At 65.6% G+C, this 18,786-nt stretch carries 14 protein-coding genes; 9 read left to right on the forward strand and 5 right to left on the reverse strand.

The features are described from left to right. Positions 1-8: 8 nt before the first annotated feature. Entirely contained in the window at positions 9-1,193 is a 1,185-nt protein-coding gene (locus MJ122_RS04350; RefSeq protein WP_239742505.1) for an amino acid ABC transporter permease, read from the reverse strand. Positions 1,194-1,311: 118 nt separating this feature from the next. Beyond that, the gene (locus MJ122_RS04355; protein WP_239742507.1) at positions 1,312-2,340 is read right to left on the reverse strand and encodes an amino acid ABC transporter substrate-binding protein; all 1,029 of its coding nucleotides are present in this window, start codon (positions 2,338-2,340) and stop codon (positions 1,312-1,314) included. Between the two features lie 512 nt (positions 2,341-2,852). On the opposite strand from MJ122_RS04355, the gene MJ122_RS04360 reads away from it, so the two are divergent. The 9 genes from MJ122_RS04360 to MJ122_RS04400 all read left to right on the forward strand — a co-directional run bounded on the left by MJ122_RS04360 (position 2,853) and on the right by MJ122_RS04400 (position 14,854). Further along, entirely contained in the window at positions 2,853-3,506 is a 654-nt protein-coding gene (locus MJ122_RS04360; RefSeq protein WP_088419537.1) for an alpha/beta fold hydrolase, read from the forward strand. A gap of 31 nt (positions 3,507-3,537) precedes the next feature. Continuing rightward, positions 3,538-5,430 carry an acyl-CoA synthetase gene (locus tag MJ122_RS04365; RefSeq protein WP_239742509.1) on the forward strand — a complete coding sequence of 631 codons (1,893 nt, stop codon included), beginning with the start codon at positions 3,538-3,540 and terminating at the stop codon, positions 5,428-5,430. A gap of 151 nt (positions 5,431-5,581) precedes the next feature. After that, positions 5,582-6,520, forward strand: coding sequence for a GGDEF domain-containing protein (locus MJ122_RS04370; RefSeq protein ID WP_017522371.1), 939 nt, complete (start codon positions 5,582-5,584; stop codon positions 6,518-6,520). 75 nt (positions 6,521-6,595) lie between these two features. Further along, positions 6,596-7,753: a dipeptidase gene (locus tag MJ122_RS04375; RefSeq protein ID WP_239742510.1), complete on the forward strand. Its 1,158-nt coding sequence runs from the start codon at positions 6,596-6,598 to the stop codon at positions 7,751-7,753. A gap of 96 nt (positions 7,754-7,849) precedes the next feature. Continuing rightward, positions 7,850-9,409 carry an ATP-dependent RNA helicase RhlB gene (rhlB, locus tag MJ122_RS04380; RefSeq protein ID WP_088419813.1) on the forward strand — a complete coding sequence of 520 codons (1,560 nt, stop codon included), beginning with the start codon at positions 7,850-7,852 and terminating at the stop codon, positions 9,407-9,409. Positions 9,410-9,708: 299 nt separating this feature from the next. After that, positions 9,709-11,667 (forward strand): methyl-accepting chemotaxis protein, encoded by a 1,959-nt coding sequence (locus MJ122_RS04385; protein WP_239742512.1) that lies wholly within the window; start codon positions 9,709-9,711, stop codon positions 11,665-11,667. Positions 11,668-12,060: 393 nt separating this feature from the next. Next, positions 12,061-13,008 (forward strand): ornithine cyclodeaminase family protein, encoded by a 948-nt coding sequence (locus MJ122_RS04390; protein ID WP_239742514.1) that lies wholly within the window; start codon positions 12,061-12,063, stop codon positions 13,006-13,008. Positions 13,009-13,021: 13 nt separating this feature from the next. Further along, positions 13,022-14,152 (forward strand): FAD-binding oxidoreductase, encoded by a 1,131-nt coding sequence (locus MJ122_RS04395; protein WP_088419527.1) that lies wholly within the window; start codon positions 13,022-13,024, stop codon positions 14,150-14,152. 78 nt (positions 14,153-14,230) lie between these two features. Continuing rightward, a complete protein-coding gene (locus tag MJ122_RS04400; protein ID WP_088419525.1) occupies positions 14,231-14,854 on the forward strand; it encodes a PAS domain-containing protein in 624 nt (207 codons plus the stop codon). 511 nt (positions 14,855-15,365) lie between these two features. Here the strand turns inward: MJ122_RS04400 and MJ122_RS04405 are convergent. From MJ122_RS04405 to MJ122_RS04415, 3 genes are all read right to left on the reverse strand, one after another. After that, a complete protein-coding gene (locus MJ122_RS04405) occupies positions 15,366-16,142 on the reverse strand; it encodes an ABC transporter substrate-binding protein (RefSeq protein WP_017519000.1) in 777 nt (258 codons plus the stop codon). A gap of 678 nt (positions 16,143-16,820) precedes the next feature. Continuing rightward, positions 16,821-17,807, reverse strand: a complete 987-nt coding sequence (gene moaA / locus MJ122_RS04410; RefSeq protein WP_088419523.1) for a GTP 3',8-cyclase MoaA — start codon at positions 17,805-17,807, stop codon at positions 16,821-16,823. Positions 17,808-17,923: 116 nt separating this feature from the next. Next, positions 17,924-18,742 (reverse strand): peptidylprolyl isomerase, encoded by an 819-nt coding sequence (locus MJ122_RS04415; protein ID WP_239742516.1) that lies wholly within the window; start codon positions 18,740-18,742, stop codon positions 17,924-17,926. Positions 18,743-18,786: the final 44 nt, after the last annotated feature.

An 18,786-nucleotide genomic window follows, 5' to 3' on the forward strand; every position in this document is an offset into this window, starting at 1 on the left:
CATACCGATCAGCGCTCGACCAGCGCGATGTGCTTGTTGTACCAGTTCATCAGCAGGGAAATGCTGATGCTGATGGCCAGGTACACGCTCATGGTGATGGCCATGGTCTCGATGGCCTGGCCGGTCTGGTTGAGCACCGTGCCGGCGAACAGCGAGACCATGTCCGGATAGCCGATGGCCGCGGCCAGCGAGGAGTTCTTCGCCAGGTTCAGGTACTGGCTGGTGAGCGGTGGGATGATCACCCGCAGCGCTTGGGGGATGATCACCAGGCGCAGCGTCTGCCCCGGACGCAGCCCCAGGGAGCCGGCCGCTTCGGTCTGGCCGTGGCTGACCGCCTGGATGCCGGCGCGCACCGTCTCGCCGATGAAGGCGGCGGTGTAGACCGACAGCGCGAGCACGATGGACACAAGCTCCGGTATCACCACCCAGCCGCCGCGGAAGTTGAAGCCCTGCAGCACCGGCACGTCCCAGTGGAACGGTGCCCCGGCCACCAGCGACACCAGGCCCGGCAGCAGGATCAGCAGCGCCAGGCCGCTGAGGAACACCGGGAAGGCCTTGCCGGTGGCATGGCGGCGGGCCTTGGCCCACTTCCAGATCACCGCCCAGCCGACGATGGCCAGGATCACCGCGACGATGAACGGGCCGAGGCCGTCGGCAGCAATCGGCGCGGGCATCTGCAGGCCGCGGTTGTTGATGAAGAACAGGTCGCCGAAGCTGATGCTCTGCCGCGGGTTCGGCAGCGGGCCGAGCACGGCGAAGTACCAGAAGAAGATCTGCAGCAGCGGCGGGATGTTGCGGAAGGTCTCGATGTACAGGGTCGCCAGCTTGCGGATCAGCCAGTTGGGCGACAGCCGCGCCACACCGAGGATGAAGCCCAGGATGGTGGCGAAGACGATGCCGATCACCGTGACCAGCAGCGTGTTCAGCAGGCCGACCATGAACACCCGTCCGTAGGTGTCGCTTTCGCTGTAATCAATCAGGTGCTGCGAGATGCCGAAGCCGGCGCTGTGGTCGAGGAAACCGAAACCGGACTGGATGCCACGGTGGGCGAGGTTGGTCTGGGTGTTGTCGAAGAGGAACCAGCCGACCGCCACGACGGCGATGACGGCGATGATCTGGAATGCCCAGCCGCGCACGACGGGATCGTTGAGCGATGCCCCCCGCGGGCGCTGGGCCTTGATGGAATTCTGCATGTAAGCCCTCTCGCAAGCCGCGCCGGGCGGGCACGGGCTACGCCCGCGACCGCCCGACAGGCTTCACGTCGTTCGAAACACTCCGGCGCCCACACTCCGGGCGCCGGAACGGGTCAGGTCAGCGCACCGGCGGTGCGTACTGCAGACCACCCTTGTTCCACTGGGCGTTGAGGCCACGCTTGATCTTCAGGTCGCTGCCGTCGCCGACGTTGCGGTCGAAGATCTCGCCGTAGTTACCCACTTGCTTGACGATCTGTACCGCCCAGTCCTTGGGCAATTTGAGGTCCTTGCCGTAGTCGCCCTCGGCGCCGAGCAGACGCGCGACGTCCGGGTTCTTGGTGCTCTTGGCCTGTTCCTCGACATTCTTCGAGTTGATACCCAGTTCCTCGGCGTTGAGCATCGCGAAGAGCGTCCAGCGGGCGATGTCGAACCACTCCTCGTCGCCCTGGCGCACGGCCGGGCCGAGGGGCTCCTTGGAGATCACTTCGGGCAGCACCACATAGTCGTCCGGCGCGGCCAGCTTGATGCGCTGCGCGTAGAGCTGCGACTGGTCGGAGGTCAGCACGTCGCAACGGCCGGACTCCAGCGACTTGGCGCTCTCGTCGGAGGTGTCGTAGGTGATGGGGGTGTACTTGAGGCTGTTGGAACGGAAGTAGTCGGAGAGGTTGAGCTCGGTGGTGGTGCCGGCCTGGATGCACACGGTGGCGCCATCGAGTTCCTTGGCGCTGGAGACGCCGAGCTTCTTGTTCACCAGGAAGCCCTGGCCGTCGTAGTAGGTCACGCCGACGAAGTTCAGGCCCATCGCACTGTCGCGGGAACTGGTCCAGGTGGTATTGCGCGAGAGGATATCGATCTCGCCGGACTGCAGCGCGGTGAAGCGCTCCTTGGCGGTCAGCGGACTGTACTTGACCTTGGTCGCGTCGCCGAACACGGCCGCCGCCACGGCGCGGCAGACGTCCACGTCGATGCCTTTGTACTGGCCCTTGGCGTCGGCGTACGAGAAGCCGGGAAGACCGTCACTGATACCGCACTGCACGTAGCCTTTCTTCTTCACTGCATCCAGGGTGGCGCCGGCATGCGCGAGGCCGCTGATGCCGAACACGGCGGCGGTGGTCAGCACTGCCAGGGTGGATTTCACCATCTTCATCGATCTTCTCCGTTGCTTTTTTAGTGTTTTGGAGTCCCGGTTCCACCGCCGTACCCTCGTGAGGCACCAGCAAGACAACAAACGGGATGGAGACCTGAAGGTGAGTCTAGACGGCCTATGAAAAATCCTACGGGCGCCGCGAACACACCTTCGAGCGCACAGGTCTTGCGCGCTGGAACGGGTCATCTAGGGATCATTGCGTGAAGGCGAAGGCCCGCCGCGCGGGCTGTTGACCGCAGCCGGCGCAGCGGGCCCTGAAACAGCCCAAGGCATACGCTGCGCCACTTCCGGTACAGCTTTCCGGATGGGGTCGGTAGAGTGTTACCGGAAGTGGGGCCGCACAGCCTGACAGTAGCGATAGCAAGGGGCGTACCAGCCCAGGAACCTTCCTACGATTTTGTGCAGTCAAGTCCCACAAGTTATGGCCATGCGACATCTTCTTGCATCGCCCCTCCACCCTTTCTCCCACGCAGCGCCCCTTCCTAGAGCGCCTGCCCCATCCTGGAGCTTCCATGACCCAGCCCCTGATCCTCGAACCCAGCCAGAGCGTCGACTCCTGCGTCATTTGGTTGCACGGCCTGGGTGCCGACCGTTACGACTTCGAACCGGTAGCACAGATGCTGCAGCGCAGCTTCACGTCGACGCGCTTCATCCTGCCCCAGGCGCCGACCCGCCCAGTGACGGTGTTCAACGGCATGCCTGCGCCCAGTTGGTACGACATCCTCGCCATGGCACCGGCCCGCGCCATCGACGAAGCCCAGCTGGAAGCTTCGGCCGACAGCGTGATCGCGCTGATCCAGGGGCAGATCGACCAGGGCATCGCGGCCAAACGCATCATCCTCGCCGGCTTCTCCCAGGGCGGCGCGGTGGTGCTGCATACCGGCTACCTGCGTTGGGACGGCGAACTGGGCGGCGTCATGGCGCTCTCCACCTATGGCCCGACATTCAGCGAAGGCATAAGCCTGCCGGCTACAAAAAGACAACTGTCCGCGCTCTGCCTGCATGGCACTTTCGATGACGTGGTGCTGCCCGCCATGGGCCGCGCTGCATACGACTTCCTGCAGGCCAACGAGGTGCCCGCCCAATGGCGCACCTACCCGATGAGCCACGAAGTGAGCAACGAGGAACTCGGCGATATCGGTGCCTGGCTGCGGGAGCGCCTGTGATCCCCTGACCCTGCGGAGAACAAGAAGAAGCATGAACGCCCCGATCAGCAGCCTGCGTGACGTCGAAGCACTGGAACAGGTCCCGCTGCAGGACCGCGACCTGCCGCCCAACACCTATGAACTGCTGCGCCGCTCGGCGCAGCAGTTCGGCCCCTCCACCGCCCTGAGCTTCCTGCTGCAGGGCTCGGCGGCGGAGGAGCCACTCAAGGTCAGCTACGAGCAGTTGTTCGCCCGCGTCACCCAGGCGGCCAATGCCTTCCACCGCCTGGGCGTAAGGCCGGGCACCTCGGTGTCGTTCCTGCTTCCCAACCTGCCGCAGACCCACTACGTGATCTGGGGTGGCGAAGCGGCAGGGATCGTCAACGCGATCAACCCGCTGCTCGATCCCGAGCACATCGCCGAGCTGGTGCGCGCGGCTGACTCCCGCGTACTCGTCAGCCTGGCGCCCTTCCCCGGCACCGATCTGTGGGACAAGGTCGCCGGCCTGCGCGAGCAGTTGCCGGAGCTGAACGCCATCGTTACCGTCGACATCGCCAACCTGCTGCCCGAGCCGCAGCGCTCGGCCATCAAGACCCAGCGCGGCGCATTGCCCGACGGCGTGCTGGACTTCGACGAGCTGCTCGAGCAGTGCCCGGCGGACCATCTGGAAAGCGGCCGGGTGATCGGCCCGGACGAAGTCGCCTCCTACTTCCACACCGGTGGCACCACCGGCACGCCCAAGCTTGCCCCCCACAGCCATTTCAACGAAGTGGCGATGGCCGAGATCATGGGCCTGAACTCTGACTACGACGGCAACGACGTACTGCTCTGCGGCCTGCCGCTGTTCCACGTCAACGGCGTCATGGTCACCGGTCTAGCCCCCTTCATGCGCGGCGGCGAAGTGCTGCTGGCCGGCCCCCAGGGCTATCGCAACCCGACGCTGATCCAGGATTTCTGGAAGCTGGTGGAGCGCTACAAGGTCACCAGTTTCAGCGGCGTGCCGACCATCTACGCCGCCCTCTTGCAGGTGCCCAGCGAAGGCCGTGACCTTTCCAGCCTGCGCTTCGCCCTGTGTGGCGCGGCGCCCATGCCGGTGGAGCTGATCCGACAGTTCGAGGCCAAGACAGGCCTGAAGGTCATCGAAGGTTACGGCATGACCGAAGGCACCTGCGGCACCAGCTGCAACCCGCGCGGCGGCGAACGCCGGCCCGGCTCCATCGGCCTGCGCCTGCCGTACTGTGAAGTGAAGTCGGTGATCCTCGACGGCGACGGCCAGTACCTGCGCGACGCCGCCGTAGACGAAATCGGCAACATCTGCCTGCGCGGCCCCACGGTCTTCAAGGGTTACCTGCAGGCCAGCAAGAACAAGGACATCTGGGTCGACGGCGACTGGTTCAATACCGGCGACCTGGGGCGGATCGACGCCGACGGCTACATCTGGCTCACCGGCCGCAGCAAGGACCTGATTATCCGCGGTGGCCACAACATCGACCCGCAGATGATCGAGGAAGCCCTGCATCGCCATCCCGCCGTGGCCATGGCCGCTGCCGTGGGCAAACCCTGCCTGAAGGCCGGCGAGCTGCCGGTGGTGTACATCCAGCTCAAGCCGGGCATGCAGGCGAGCGAAGCAGAGCTGCTCGAACACGCCGCGCAGCATGTGCCCGAGCGCGCGGCGGTGCCCAAGGACGTCTGGCTGCTGGACGCCATCCCGGTCACCGCGGTGGGCAAGACCTTCAAGCCGGCGCTGCGCCTGGATGCCATTCGTCGCGTGCTCGAGGACGAGACCCGGCACCTGTCTCCGGCCCCGCGCATCGAGGTGGTCGCCGATGACCGCCATGGGCAGAAAGCACGTCTGTTCGTCGGCGGCCTCGCCCCAGACTCGCGCGCCGCATTGGCCGACCGTCTGGGCGGTTACGCGGTCCATGTGGAGCTGTTGGAAAGCTGATGAAACACCCGGCCGACCGCCGGTCGGCCGGGTCTGGCTGCGAATTGCCAGTACTCAAATCTGACTAATACTGATGGCTCAATGTGCGAAGCGGACTACAGGGAGAGTCAGTCGTGCACATCATCAGCTTGCGCCCGATCCCCGCTGCACCATGAAAGCTGCGCAGTGGAACGAAGACATCCGCCAACTCCAGCACCTGCGTCTGTTCCAGAACGTGGCCGCGGCCAACCTGCAACAGCTGCTCAAGGATTTCCGCGCCTGTGAACTGGAGCGCGGCGAAATCCTGCTGTCGCCGTTCAACCGCAATCACTTCCTTTATATGGTCCTCTCCGGGCACCTAACGGTATACCTGGGCTCGCTGGACAACCAGCCGGTGAGCACCCTGCATCCGGGCGACTGCGCCGGCGAGATCAGCTTCATCGACAGCGACCACCCTTCGGCCTATGTCGTCGCCAGCGAACCGACCACCGTGCTGCGCCTGCACCGCGAGGCGCTGATCGGTCTGTTCGAGCACTCCCCGCAGGTCATGCAGAACCTCCTCTCGGTGCTTTGCGAGCGGGTGCGCCAAGGCAATCGGATCATTCTCGACACCGAGCAGAACGCCAACATCGACACGCTCACCGGCCTGTTCAACCGGCGCTGGCTGGAGCACATCTACGACCGCGAGAGCACACGCTGTGCCTTCAACGAGCAGCCCATGTGCATGCTCATGCTCGATGTCGATCACTTCAAGAACTACAACGACGAGCACGGCCACCTGGCCGGCGACTACGCGCTGTGCCTGGTCGCCCACACCCTGCGCAGCCAGTTGCGCCCCAAGGACAGCATGGCGCGCTTCGGCGGCGAGGAGTTCGTCATCCTCCTGCCGGAAATCGCCATCGAGGAAGCCCGGCGTATCGGCAACCGCCTGCGCCAGAGCCTGGAACAGATCGCTTCCTTCTATTCGCCGGTGGGAGTATTGCCCGGCGTCACCGTGTCCCTGGGCCTGGCCGAGATGGACATCCAGGAAAACCTGCCGAGCCTGATCCTGCGCGCCGACAGCGCCCTCTACCAGGCCAAGCAGAAAGGCCGTAACTGCCTCTGCGGCTGAACCCCGCTGCCCTGCGCCCACCCTTCTGCTAGATTGCGCCCGCAAGAAAACCAATAACAAAGCTGGGAAGCTGACATGCGCAAACTGCTGATCGTCCTGCTCGTCCTGCTGGCCGTTGGCCTGGGGATCTTCTTCAACCTGCCGGGGTATCTGGACCGGAAGATGAACACCGTGGCCAGCCCGCCGCCCTACCAGGCCTCGCCCGCGGCCCGGGCGCTGCACCAGGCACTGTTCGTCGCCGACCTGCACGACGACGCCCTGCTCTGGGACCGCAACCTGCTGGATCGCCACGACCATGGTCACACCGACCTGCCGCGCCTGCTCGAAGGCCACGTCGGCCTGCAGGTGTTCTCCACCGTCACCAAGACGCCGCGCGGCCTGAACTACGAAAGCAACAGCGCCGACAGCGACAACATCACCCCGCTGGTCATCGCCCAGCGCTGGCCGGCACGCACCTGGAACAGCCTGCTCGAACGCGCGCTCTACCAGGGCGAACTGCTGGACAAGGCCGCCGCTGACAGCCAGGGCAAGCTCACCCTGGTGCGCAGCCGGGACGACCTCACCCGCTACCTCGCCGCCTGGCAGAAGGACCCGAGGCAGCTCGCCGGCATACTCGCCACCGAGGGCCTGCACCCGCTCGAAGGCAAGCTCGAGAACCTCGACCGCATGTACGACGCGGGCTTCCGCATCATGGGCCTGACCCACTTCTTCGACAACGAGGTCGGCGGCTCCGCCCACGGCCTGAAGAAAGGCGGCCTGACTGCGTTCGGCCGCGAGGTCATCCCGCGCCTGGAAGACAGGAAGATGCTGATCGACCTGGCCCATGCCTCGCGTCCGCTGATCGACGACGTACTGGCCATCGCCAGGCGCCCGGTGATCGTTTCCCATACCGGCGTCGCCGGCACCTGCCCCGGCCCGCGCAACCTGACCGACGCGCACCTGCGCGGTATCGCCAACACCGGCGGCGTGATCGGCATCGGCTACTGGGACGGCGCGGTGTGCGAAACCTCCGTGCAGGCCATCGTCAAGGCCATGCGCTATGCCGCCGACAAGGTCGGCGTCGAGCACATCGCACTGGGATCGGATTTCGACGGCGCGGTGAATGCGCCCTTCGACACCACCGGCCTCGCCCAACTGACCGAGGGCCTCGCCAAAGCGGGCTTCAGCGAGCAGGACATCGCTGCAATCATGGGCGGCAATGTACGCCGCCTGCTGCTGGAGAGCCTTCCGTAGCCCAAGTCAATAGGCAGTATGCCCGTGGCACTTCGCCCTGCGGGCATCTTGCATTACACTGGCGGCCGTTCATTCCTTAACCAGTACGAGATCACCGTGCTCAAAGCACTCAAGAAAATCTTCAGCAAGGGTGATGGCGAGCAGCCCGTCACCACGCCGGCAGCCCCCGCTCCCGCTGCCTCCGAACCCGCCCAGAGCGGTGAAAAGCGTCCGCGCAAACCGCGCAATCCGCGTCCGCAAGGCGACTCTGCCAATGCCGCCGAAAAGCCGGCCCGCGGTCCGAAGAGCGACAAACCCCGCGCCGAGCGTTCCGACAAAGGCGAACGCGGCGAACAACGCGATCACGCTCCGAAGCACGAGCATGCCAAGGCCGAAGGCGCCGACAAGCCCCGCGAGCCGAAACCGCGCCGCGAGCGCAAGCCGCGCCCGCCGGCGGTGGACAATTGGAAGCTGGAAGACTTCGTGGTCGAGCCGGCCGAAGGCAAGACGCGTTTCCACGATTTCAATCTCGATCCGCGTCTGATGCACGCCATCCATGACCTGGGCTTCCCCTACTGCACGCCGATCCAGGCGCAGGTGCTGGGCTTCACCCTGCGTGGCCAGGATGCCATCGGCCGCGCCCAGACCGGCACCGGCAAGACCGCCGCGTTCCTGATCTCGATCATCACCCAGCTGCTGCAGACCCCGCCGCCGAAAGAACGCTACATGGGCGAGCCGCGTGCGCTGATCATCGCACCGACCCGCGAGTTGGTGGTGCAGATCGCCAATGACGCCATCGGCCTGGCCAAGTACACCGGCCTGAACGTCATGAGCTTCGTCGGCGGCATGGACTTCGACAAGCAGCTCAAGACGCTGGAATCGCGTTTCTGCGACATCCTTGTCGCCACGCCGGGCCGCCTGCTGGACTTCAACCAGCGCGGCGAGGTGCACCTGGACATGGTCGAGGTGATGGTGCTGGACGAAGCCGACCGCATGCTCGACATGGGCTTCATCCCCCAGGTCCGCCAGATCATCCGCCAGACCCCGTACAAGGGCGAACGCCAGACCCTGCTGTTCTCCGCCACCTTCACCGACGACGTGATGAACCTGGCCAAGCAGTGGACCGTCGACCCGGCCATTGTCGAGATCGAGCCGGAAAACGTCGCCAGCGATACCGTCGAGCAGCACGTCTATGCCGTTGCCGGCAGCGACAAGTACAAGCTGCTGTACAACCTGATCGCGCAGAACGACTGGACCCGCGTGATGGTCTTCGCCAACCGCAAGGACGAGGTGCGCCGCATCGAGGAACGCCTGACCAAGGACGGCATCAGCGCCGCCCAGATGTCCGGCGACGTGCCGCAGCACAAGCGCATCAAGGTCCTGGAAGGCTTCCGTGAAGGCAAGATCCGCGTCCTGGTCGCCACCGACGTCGCCGGCCGCGGCATCCACGTCGACGGCATCAGCCACGTGATCAACTTCACCCTGCCTGAAGATCCGGACGACTACGTGCACCGCATCGGCCGAACCGGCCGCGCCGGCACCACCGGCACCTCCATCAGCTTCGCCGGCGAGGACGATGCCTTCGCCCTGCCGCCGATCGAGGAACTGCTGGGCCGCAAGATCAATTGCGAGATGCCACCCACCGAGCTGCTCAAGCCGGTACCGCGCAAGCACTGATCGCTTGTTGCACCAGAAGAAGGCGAAGCCCCATGGCTTCGCCTTTTTTGTTTCCACCGGCGTTACCGCGGGTGACGAATCCCCTTCCCAGAGCCTGCCATTCCTCCTGCCGGACCCGCTGGGACGACCGTACGGCATCCCCCCGCAAACAATGGCCACGCGCCATTATCCGCGTCATTGCGCTGAGATGGGCCACGCCCCGGCCACTCTTGCTCAGTTTTATTTACAGACGTAAAAAAATTCGCACGCTTCTTGCAAAGCACGCGAGAACAATTCCAAGAACTCGTCGGAATCCTCCCATGCCCTTGCGCGCCAAACTCGCTCTGAGTTTCCTCTCGGTCGGCCTGATCCCCGTGCTGGTGATGGCCATCGTGGTCTATCTCCAGGCCAGCCGAGCCCTCGAAGAACAAAGCCTGAACGCCCTGGAGGCGGTCGCCAGCATCAAGCAGCGGCAGCTGATGGATGCGTGGAAGGCCCGCAACGACCAGCTCAGCAGCCTCGCCACCAACCTGGGCAGTAACTACGCCGGGCTGGACAGCGAATCCCTGGTGACCACCGCCAACTACGACCGCCCGGTGTTCGAGAACTTCATCAAGACCTTCGGCTACCGCGAACTGCGCCTGGTGGCCGGCGACGGCAAGGTGGTGTTCAGCCTTGGCCGTGGCATCGACTATCAGCAGAATGTCGGCGCACCGGAATGGCGCGATACCGCCTTCGGCAAGTTCATCCGCACCGCGCTGGACAGCGGCAAGGCCAGCATCAGCGACCTGGAGCAGGCGCCCAACGACCAGCAGCCGGTGCAATGGCTGGCCGCGCCGATCAAGGACAACGGCAAGCTGCAACTGCTGCTGGTGCTGGAACTGCCGCTCGCCTCGATCAACGAAGTGATGCAGAACCGCCAGGGCCTGGGCGATGCCGGCGAGACCTACCTGGTCGGCGGCGACGGCAGTCTGCGCTCGGATTCGGTGCGCTTCGCCGAACACCACGTGCGCCGCGACAAGGAACCCCCCGCCGCCATTCCCGGCCAGGCCATCGAAAAAGCCTTGGCTGGCGAGCAGGGGCGCCTCACCGAACCCGGCCTGAGCAACGAGACGGCGCTGAAGTCCTTCGTCCCGCTGAACCTCGACGGCCTGCACTGGGCGCTGGTGGCGGAAATGGACCAGGCCCAGGCCTTCGCCCCGGTGCGCAGGCTGATGTGGCAGATCCTCGTACTCGGCCTGCTGACCCTGGTGGGCGTGGCTGCCGGCACCTGGCTGGTCAGCCGCAGTGTGATGCGCCCGCTGGGCGGCGAGCCGGCCAGCATGGCTGCACTGGCCCAGCGCCTGGCCAGTGGCGAACTCAAGCTGAGCGACGACGCCAACGCCAGCGGCGGGCTGATGCAGGCCCTGCGCGACATGACCGCCGCCTGGCGCCAGGTCGTCGAGCGCCTGCGCCAGGCCAGCGAGGCCGTGGGTGACGCCAGTGGCGACATCCTCGACGCCGCCGGGCGCACCAGCCATCACCTCGACCAACAGCAGGAAGCGCTGGAGATGGTGGTCAGCGCCGTCGACCAGATGGCCGCCACCGTGCAGGAAATTGCCGGTAGCGCCAGCCGCAGCGCCGATGGCAGCGCCGCCGCCCGCCAGGCCTTCGTCGCCATGCAGGGCACGCTGAAGCACATGATCGGCCGCCAGGACCAGCTGCTGGTCGGCCTGCGCGAGGCCGACGGCGTGGTGCAGACCCTGGCCGGCGAGAGCCAGCAGATCGGTTCGGTGCTGGACGTGATCCGCTCCATCGCCGAACAGACCAACCTGCTCGCCCTCAACGCCGCCATCGAAGCTGCCCGCGCCGGCGAGGCGGGACGTGGTTTCGCCGTGGTCGCCGACGAGGTGCGCAGCCTCGCCCAGCGCACCCGCAGCGCCACCGACGAGATCGTCGCCATAGTCGGAAGCCTGGGTGACTCCTCCGTCCAGGCGCAATCGAGCATGAGCGGCGCCAGCGAACAGGCCCACACCCTGGAGCAGGACACCCAGGCCGTGATCGAGGCTCTCGGCGCGCTGGACGAGTCCCTGCAGGGCGTGCACGCCATGGCCTTCCAGATCGCCGCCGCCGCCGAACAGCAGGCCGCCACGACCCAGGAGGTGAACCAGCACATGCACCGCCTGAGCGACATGACCGTGGAGAACCGCAAGACCGCCGCGCACACCCGCGATTGCGGCGAACACCTGCGCCGCGTGGCCGGCAGCCAGGAAGAGCTGATGGCGCAGTTCAAGCTTTGATACCAGCCCACTCCGGGGTGGTTTTCTTGCAGGAGCAACGGTCTTTCTCTGAAACCCCGTACCGGCTATTGCCCCTCTCCCTAACCCTCTACCTGAAGGGAGAGGGGACCATATGGTGCACGATGAAACCTCAGCATCAGCCGGCACGGAGATCACTCCCTCCCTTCAGGGAGAGGGCGGGGGAGAGGCCTCCGGTACGATATTTCACGTAGGAGCGGAGCTTGCCCGCGATCCGGCCGTCAGGCCGGCATTCAGACCACTGCGCCGCTATCGCGGTGATCGCGGACAAGGTTCGCTCCTTCAAAAGCGGTTTCTCCACCCGTCCACCCGCCCTTGCCGATCAAGACAAACGAGTCCAGAATGGAAAAATAAATCCACACCTGGAGTCCTGCCATGTCCGCCGCCACGCCCTTCACCCTCAACCAGGCTGACGCCGAACGCCTGCTCGAACAGGTCGACGTGTTCCAGGCGATGCGCGACATGTTCGTCGAACTGGCCGCCGGCAGCGCCGTGCAGCCCGCACAGCAGCTGGTGGAATTCCCCAATGGCGGCGGCGATTTCATCAACTACCTGGGCGTACTGGCCTCGCAGAAGGTCTACGGCGTGAAGACCTCGCCGTACATCGTGCGCCAACCCAAGTCGCTGGTCACCGCTTGGAGCCTGCTGATGTCCATGGAGAGCGGCCAGCCGCTGCTGCTGTGTGATGCCGGCAGCCTGACCACCGCACGCACCGCCGCCACCACCGCCCTCGCGGTGCAGGAACTGGCTCGCCCGGACGCCAGGCGCCTGGCCATAGTCGGCAGCGGTGCGGTCGCCCGCGCCCACCTGCGCTACGCATCCGGCCTGCGTGACTGGCAGAGCATCCGCGTGTACTCGCCGAACCTGAGCGCCGGCGTGCTGGCACAGTTCGGCGCCATCGACTCCCGCGCGGAACCCGCCACCAGTGTCGAAGCTGTGGTGGACGACGCCGACGTGGTGCTGCTGTGTACCTCTTCCGGCACCCCGGTGCTCGATCCGTCGGTCCTGTCCAAACCCGCCCTGATCACTTCCATCAGCACCAACGTCGCGCGCGCCCACGAAGTGCCGCCAAAGTCGCTGGCGCAGATGGACGTCTACTGCGACTACCGCGCCACCACCCCGGCTTCTGCCGGCGAGATGCGCCTGGCCCGCGACGAGCATGGTTGGGACGGCGCCATCCGTGGCGACCTGCCGGAGCTGGTCAGCGGCCGCGCCGGCAAGCCGGACTACCAGCGCCACGCCTTCTTCCGCTCCATCGGCCTGGGCCTGGAAGACGTCGCCCTGGCCAATGCGCTCTACCATCTGCAACGCAAGAACGCCTGAGCCGGAGACTCCCATGATCGAAGTCGACTTCCTCATCATCGGCGGCGGCATCGCCGGCGCCTCCACCGGCTACTTCCTCTCCCGCCACGGCAAGGTCGCCGTGCTGGAACGCGAGTCCCATGCCGGTTATCACTCCACCGGCCGTTCGGCGGCGCTCTACACCGTCGCCTACGGTACACCGCAGGTGCGCGCCCTGACCGCCGCCAGCCGTGCCTTCTTCGACAACCCGCCCGAGGGCTTCGTCGAGCACCCGATCCTCACCCCCCGCGGCGAGATGACAGTGGACTTCGAAGGCAACCCCGAAGAACTCCGGCGCCAGTACGAAAGCGCCCTCGCCAGCGTGCCGGAAATGCGCCTGCTCGATGCCGACGAAGCCTGCGCTATCGTGCCGGTGCTGCGCCGCGAGAAAGTCCATGGCGCGATGCTCGACCCCAGCGCCGCCGACATCGACACCGACGGCTTGCTGCAGGGCTACCTGCGCGGTATCCGGCGCAATGGCGGCAGCGTGCAACTGGACAGCGAAGCCCTGGAAATCCAACGCATCGACGATGCTTGGGAAGTGCGCTGCGCGCAGCAGACCTATCGCGCGCCGGTGCTGGTCAACGCCGCCGGCGGCTGGTCCGACAAGATCGCCGAACTGGCCGGCGCCGCGCCCCTGGGCCTGACGCCCAAGCGCCGCGCCGCCTTCCTGTTCAGCCCGCCGGAGGGTGTGGACAGCCACGCCTGGCCGGTTCTGGTGAGCCTGGACGAATCCTTCTACTTCAAGCCCGACGCCGGCATGCTGCTCGGCTCGCCGGCCAACGCCGACCCGGTGGAGCCCCACGACGTGCAGCCCGAAGAGCTGGACATCGCACTGGGCATCTACCAGATCGAGGAGCACACCACGCTGAGCATCCGCCGTCCGAGCCACACCTGGGCCGGCCTGCGCTCGTTCTTCGCCGACGGCGACCTGGTGTCCGGCTACGACCCGGCCACGCCCGGCCTGTACTGGGTCGCCGGGCAAGGCGGCTACGGCATCCAGACCTCGGCGGCAATGGGCGAGGCCAGCGCCGCACTGATCCGCCACGAGGCATTGCCCGAGCACCTGAGCCGCCACGGCCTGAGTGCCGAAATGCTTTCCCCGGCGCGCCTGCTGAACCTGTAGGCCACAGACGGTGACAGCCCGCGGGCGCTTGCGGCAAACTCGCCAGCGCCCGCCTCCCCCGCCCCGAGAGCCTTGCCCATGACCGCCGCTGATCCGCTGGACAACTACAAGGCCATCGCCGACGCCATCGCCGCGCTGTTCTTCCCCCATGCCGAAGTGGTCATTCACGACCTGCGCAACCAGCGCGTGGCCTATCTGGCGAACAATATCTCCAAGCGCGAGATCGGCGACGACTCGGCGCTGGAAGACATGCTCGAAGGCAGCCACGACGAGCGCAACATCGGCCCCTACGAGAAGCTCAACTGGGACGGCCAGAAGATCCGCTCCATCAGCACCGTGCTGCGCGACGCCAAGGGCGAGCCGCTGGCGGTGCTGTGCATCAACCTCAACATCACCCTGTTCGAGACCGCCAAGGCGGCGCTCGACCTGTTCCTCTCCTCGACCAAGATCATTCCCCAACCGGACGCACTGTTCCGCGACGACTGGCAGGAGCGCATCAACACCTTCCTGCACGGCTGGCTGCAGCAGCGCCAGCTGAGCCTGTCGACCCTCAACCGCGACCACAAGCGCGAGCTGGTGCTGGCGCTGCATGCGGAGGGGGCGTTCAAGGGCAAGAGCGCAGCGAACTATGTGGCCAACGTGCTGAACATGGGGCGGGCGACGGTGTACAAGCACCTGAAGGAGTTGAAGGAGGAGGTTTGAGCCGGCGCCTTCTCCCACTGCTTCACCTCGGCACGTTGCCCATCGCGGACGGAGTCCGCTCCTACGCAGGCGCAAAGCCTTGTGCCTCCTGGCAACAACGAACTCATCCGCGATGGATTTCGCGGACAAGGGCTGGGCGCCCCCGTCCTTCCTACGAATGCGCACTGCGCGTCTCGCTCTTCGCTCTCGCCCTTACGATTTCCAGAGAAATATCCGCGCGCTGCGAATGGCCCCGTTCAACGAGGGAATTTTTCGCCTAAGCGAAAAACCGGATGTCCGGGGCAAGACTTTTTGGTTCCTTTTGGGAAGGCGGCTATCCGACGTTTGACAAAAGGGGCGAAACAAGAAGCTCCCGCGCACGCGGAAGCGGCGCAAACACCCCCATCCCAACGAAAAGACCGCACACGGGACAGCATGGGTATCGCTTCGCTCCACCCCTCCTACGAAGAGCATTTCGGCGCAACGAAAAAGGCCGCCCGAAGGCGGCCTTGGCTGCAACTCAACGGGCAAATCAGTCCCCGTAGATATCGCTCTTGAAGTACTTGCCTTCGATTTCCTTGTACTTGCCGTTGGCGCGCAACGCATCGATAGCGGCGTTGAGCTGGCCGACCAGCTCGGTATTGCCCTTGCGCACCGCGATGCCGGCACCCTCGCCGAAGTATTTCGGGTCCTTGAATTCCGGCCCGATGAAGGCGAAGCCCTTGCCGCGCGGGGTATCCAGGAAGCCGATCTGCAGCGGGATGGAGTCGGCGAAGGTGCCGTCCAGGCGGCCCGCCAGCAGGTCCAGATAGATCTCGTCCTGGCTGGTGTAGCGGACCACGTTGGCACCTGCCTTGCCCAGTACCTCGGTGGCGAAGCGGTCGGCGGTGGAGCCGCGCTGCACGCCGATGTTCTTGCCCTTGAGCTGGCTGAACTGCTCGTCCAGCTGCGAGCCTTCCTTCATCACCAGGCGGCCAGGGGTGAAGTAGTACTTGTGGGTGAAGTCCACCGAGTGCTTGCGCTCTTCGGTGATGGTGATGGAGGACAGCGCGGCGTCGATCTTGCGCACCTTCAGCGAGGGGATCAGGCCGTCGTATTCCTGCTCGACCCACTGGCACTTGCGCTTCATCTCTTCGCACAGCGCGTTGCCGATGTCGTAGTCGAAGCCGGCGATACCGCCTTCCGGGGTCTTGAAGGCGAAGGGCGGATAGGCCGCCTCAATGCCGATGCGCAGCGGCTTGTCGTCGGCGTGGGAGAAGGTGGCGAAGGCAGCCAGCATCAGGCCGCCCAGCAGGGCTTTGCGATTCATCGATGAACTCCGTTATGTGGTCGCCGGGGCGAGCGCCGGCCGTTACGTCTTGGCAGTGAGTACGGCATGTCTTGTTCGTCCAGGGGCGCAACACTATGGGTCGCAGCGGCATTGCCTTGCCCTGACCCAGGCGAACGACTTCTTGTTCTGGTCCGTCCACGCGCAAGCGCGCGTAAACTTAAAATCCAATCTGGACTAAAAAGTACACAACGTCAATCGTCCTGCGACCGCGCGGCGCACTCTCCTTTGCGCGCCCTGCGCTACTCCTTCGGAGGAATGTCGCGCGGCGGGCTCCCGCCTTAGTCTGGATGCGTCCTGAAGCGATCCGAGGAGGATTCGAATCGATTCTTTCGCATGATTTACCGTAGCTTCCACGGTTACACCTTTGGCAGATGCCCGAAGCCCCCGCGATACGCTCATGTCGCAGGGGCTTTTTTATGCCTGTATTTCAGCGAGCGATGTGCTCTTCGCAGGACCGAGGGGGACGCCCAATCCTTGCTCGCGAACAATCCCAGGCCGTGAAGCCAAGGCGGTTCGCGAGCAAGCTCGCTCCTCCAAATGGGTGATCCGTTGGCGCGCACCGAAGTGGCGGATAACGCTGCGCGTTATTCGCCCTACGGGTAGATTAAGGAACGCAAGGCACGCGGCGGACATCATGCCCGCCAAGGGAGGTCTGTTTCAGCCGCCGCTGAGGTTCATGAAACGCAGCACCTGCACGTCGCCGACGGTGAACTCGTGGCGCGCAGGCTTGCGCTGCAGGGCGCCGCGCAGGGCCTCGAGGATGGGCTCGTCGTGCAGTGGATGGCGGCGCAGCAGGCCGCGCAGGTCCAGGGAGTTCTCGTGGCCCAGGCACAGCAGCAGGCGGCCTTCGGCGGTCAGGCGCAGGCGATTGCAGGTGGCGCAGAAGTTGTGCGAGTGCGGCGATATGAAGCCGATGCGTGTGCCCGGATGCTGCGCCAGTCGCACATAGCGCGCCGGGCCGCCACTGTGTTCGGCGCTGTCCAGCAGCTCGTGGCGCTCGGCGATCAGCGCGCGGACCTCGTCGCTGGAGCAGAAGCTCTCCTCGCGCTCGCGGCCGACCTGGCCCAGCGGCATCTCCTCGATGAAGCTGATATCCAGCCCATGGGCAATGGCGTAGTCCACCAGCGCCGGGACTTCGTCGGCGTTGCGGCCCTTCATGACCACGCAGTTCAGCTTGATGTGCTGGAAGCCGGCTTGCTGGGCAGCGTCGATGCCCCGCAGCACCTGCGCGAGGCGCCCGGTGCGGGTGATGGCAGCAAAGCGTTGCGCATCGAGGGTGTCGAGGCTGATGTTCAGGCGGGTCAGGCCAGCGGCGTGCAGATCACCGGCCAGCCGGGCGAGCTGCGAGCCGTTGCTGGTCATGCACAACTCGCGCAGGCCAGGCAGCGCCGCGAGGCGTTCGCAGAGGTGAACGATACCGGGCCGCACCAGCGGTTCGCCGCCGGTGAGGCGCAGCTTCTTCACGCCGCGCTCGACGAAAAGGCGCGCTACCCGCTCGATCTCTTCCAGGGTGAGCACCTGCTGGCGCGGCAGGAAGCGCATGTTCTCCGACATGCAGTAGACGCAGCGGAAGTCGCAGCGGTCGGTTACGGACAGGCGCAGGTAGTCGATCTTGCGGCCTTGGCCGTCGATCCATTCGGACATGGTGTTCACTCCGGCCGACCCTCGCCATCCGCGGCGAAGGCCGATATTCATGGCCGTTTCCGAAGCCCCTCCCTGCCCTTGGGGGAGGAATAGGGAGAGAGGGGTCCGGAACCGGTTCACTGCACCAGCGGCGACTCCGCACCGTCGAAGACGAAGCCGTCGATCCGGGCTTCACCGGCCAGCACGCTGATGTACTGGCTGACGGCACGCTGCAGCACCTGGGCGCGCAGGTAGCCAGCGATGCGTGGATGCGCTTGTGCGAAGTCCAGCGGCTCGCCGCCATCACGCTCAAGCAGCTCGACCACATGCAGGCCATAGCGGCTTTCCAGCGGGTGGCCGAGCAGGCCGGGGTGCTGTTGCAGCAGGCGTTTCTCGAACTCGGGAACGGTCTGCCCCGGCTCGATCCAGCCCAGGTCGCCACCGTCGTCCTTGGACGGGCAGTCGGAGAAGCGCATGGCCTTTTCGGCGAAGCGCTCGGGATACTCGCGCAGTTCGGCGAGCAGCTCCTCGGCCTGCTCGCGCGCCTTGGCGCGACCTTCCAGATCGTCCGGCGCGCAGCCGAGCAGCACATGGCGCAGACGCATCCGCCACGGCGAGGTGAGGCGGCTCGGGTTGGCTTCGTACCATTGGCGGCAGCTGGCCTCGTCGGCTTCAGGCACGCCGACCTCACGGTCGATCAGGGCGCGAATACGCGCTTCTTCCGGGGCCTCGCCTTCTTCCGCGTCGGCCGCAAGGCCCAGCGCGTCGGCGCGCTGCACCAGCAACTGGCGCACGACCAGCGCACGGCAGGCAGAGTACAGCGCCTCGGCATGGCTGGCAGCAGGGTGGTATTGCAGCTCGCGGGCCAGTTCGTCCTCGGCGATGGCGACGCCGTTGACGGAGATGGCAGGCAGGTCGACGTGTTCGACCTTGGCTTCGTAGTGGGAGCAACTCATTTTCGATGACCTCCGGTAACCCTCTCCCCCGCCCTCTCCCTGAA

This window comes from Pseudomonas sp. DP-17 (assembly GCF_022380625.1).
GTDB lineage: Bacteria > Pseudomonadota > Gammaproteobacteria > Pseudomonadales > Pseudomonadaceae > Pseudomonas > Pseudomonas nitroreducens_A.

Bases quoted from the DNA above. Each gene is read 5' to 3' on its own strand.
- MJ122_RS04350 (WP_239742505.1), bottom strand. From the start codon at position 1,193: ATGCAGAATTCCATCAAGGCCCAGCGCCCGCGGGGGGCATCGCTCAAC.
- MJ122_RS04355 (WP_239742507.1), bottom strand. From the start codon at position 2,340: ATGAAGATGGTGAAATCCACCCTGGCAGTGCTGACCACCGCCGCCGTG.
- MJ122_RS04360 (WP_088419537.1), top strand. From the start codon at position 2,853: ATGACCCAGCCCCTGATCCTCGAACCCAGCCAGAGCGTCGACTCCTGC.
- MJ122_RS04365 (WP_239742509.1), top strand. From the start codon at position 3,538: ATGAACGCCCCGATCAGCAGCCTGCGTGACGTCGAAGCACTGGAACAG.
- MJ122_RS04370 (WP_017522371.1), top strand. From the start codon at position 5,582: ATGAAAGCTGCGCAGTGGAACGAAGACATCCGCCAACTCCAGCACCTG.
- MJ122_RS04375 (WP_239742510.1), top strand. From the start codon at position 6,596: ATGCGCAAACTGCTGATCGTCCTGCTCGTCCTGCTGGCCGTTGGCCTG.
- MJ122_RS04385 (WP_239742512.1), top strand. From the start codon at position 9,709: ATGCCCTTGCGCGCCAAACTCGCTCTGAGTTTCCTCTCGGTCGGCCTG.
- MJ122_RS04390 (WP_239742514.1), top strand. From the start codon at position 12,061: ATGTCCGCCGCCACGCCCTTCACCCTCAACCAGGCTGACGCCGAACGC.
- MJ122_RS04395 (WP_088419527.1), top strand. From the start codon at position 13,022: ATGATCGAAGTCGACTTCCTCATCATCGGCGGCGGCATCGCCGGCGCC.
- MJ122_RS04400 (WP_088419525.1), top strand. From the start codon at position 14,231: ATGACCGCCGCTGATCCGCTGGACAACTACAAGGCCATCGCCGACGCC.
- MJ122_RS04405 (WP_017519000.1), bottom strand. From the start codon at position 16,142: ATGAATCGCAAAGCCCTGCTGGGCGGCCTGATGCTGGCTGCCTTCGCC.
- moaA (WP_088419523.1), bottom strand. From the start codon at position 17,807: ATGTCCGAATGGATCGACGGCCAAGGCCGCAAGATCGACTACCTGCGC.
- MJ122_RS04415 (WP_239742516.1), bottom strand. From the start codon at position 18,742: ATGAGTTGCTCCCACTACGAAGCCAAGGTCGAACACGTCGACCTGCCT.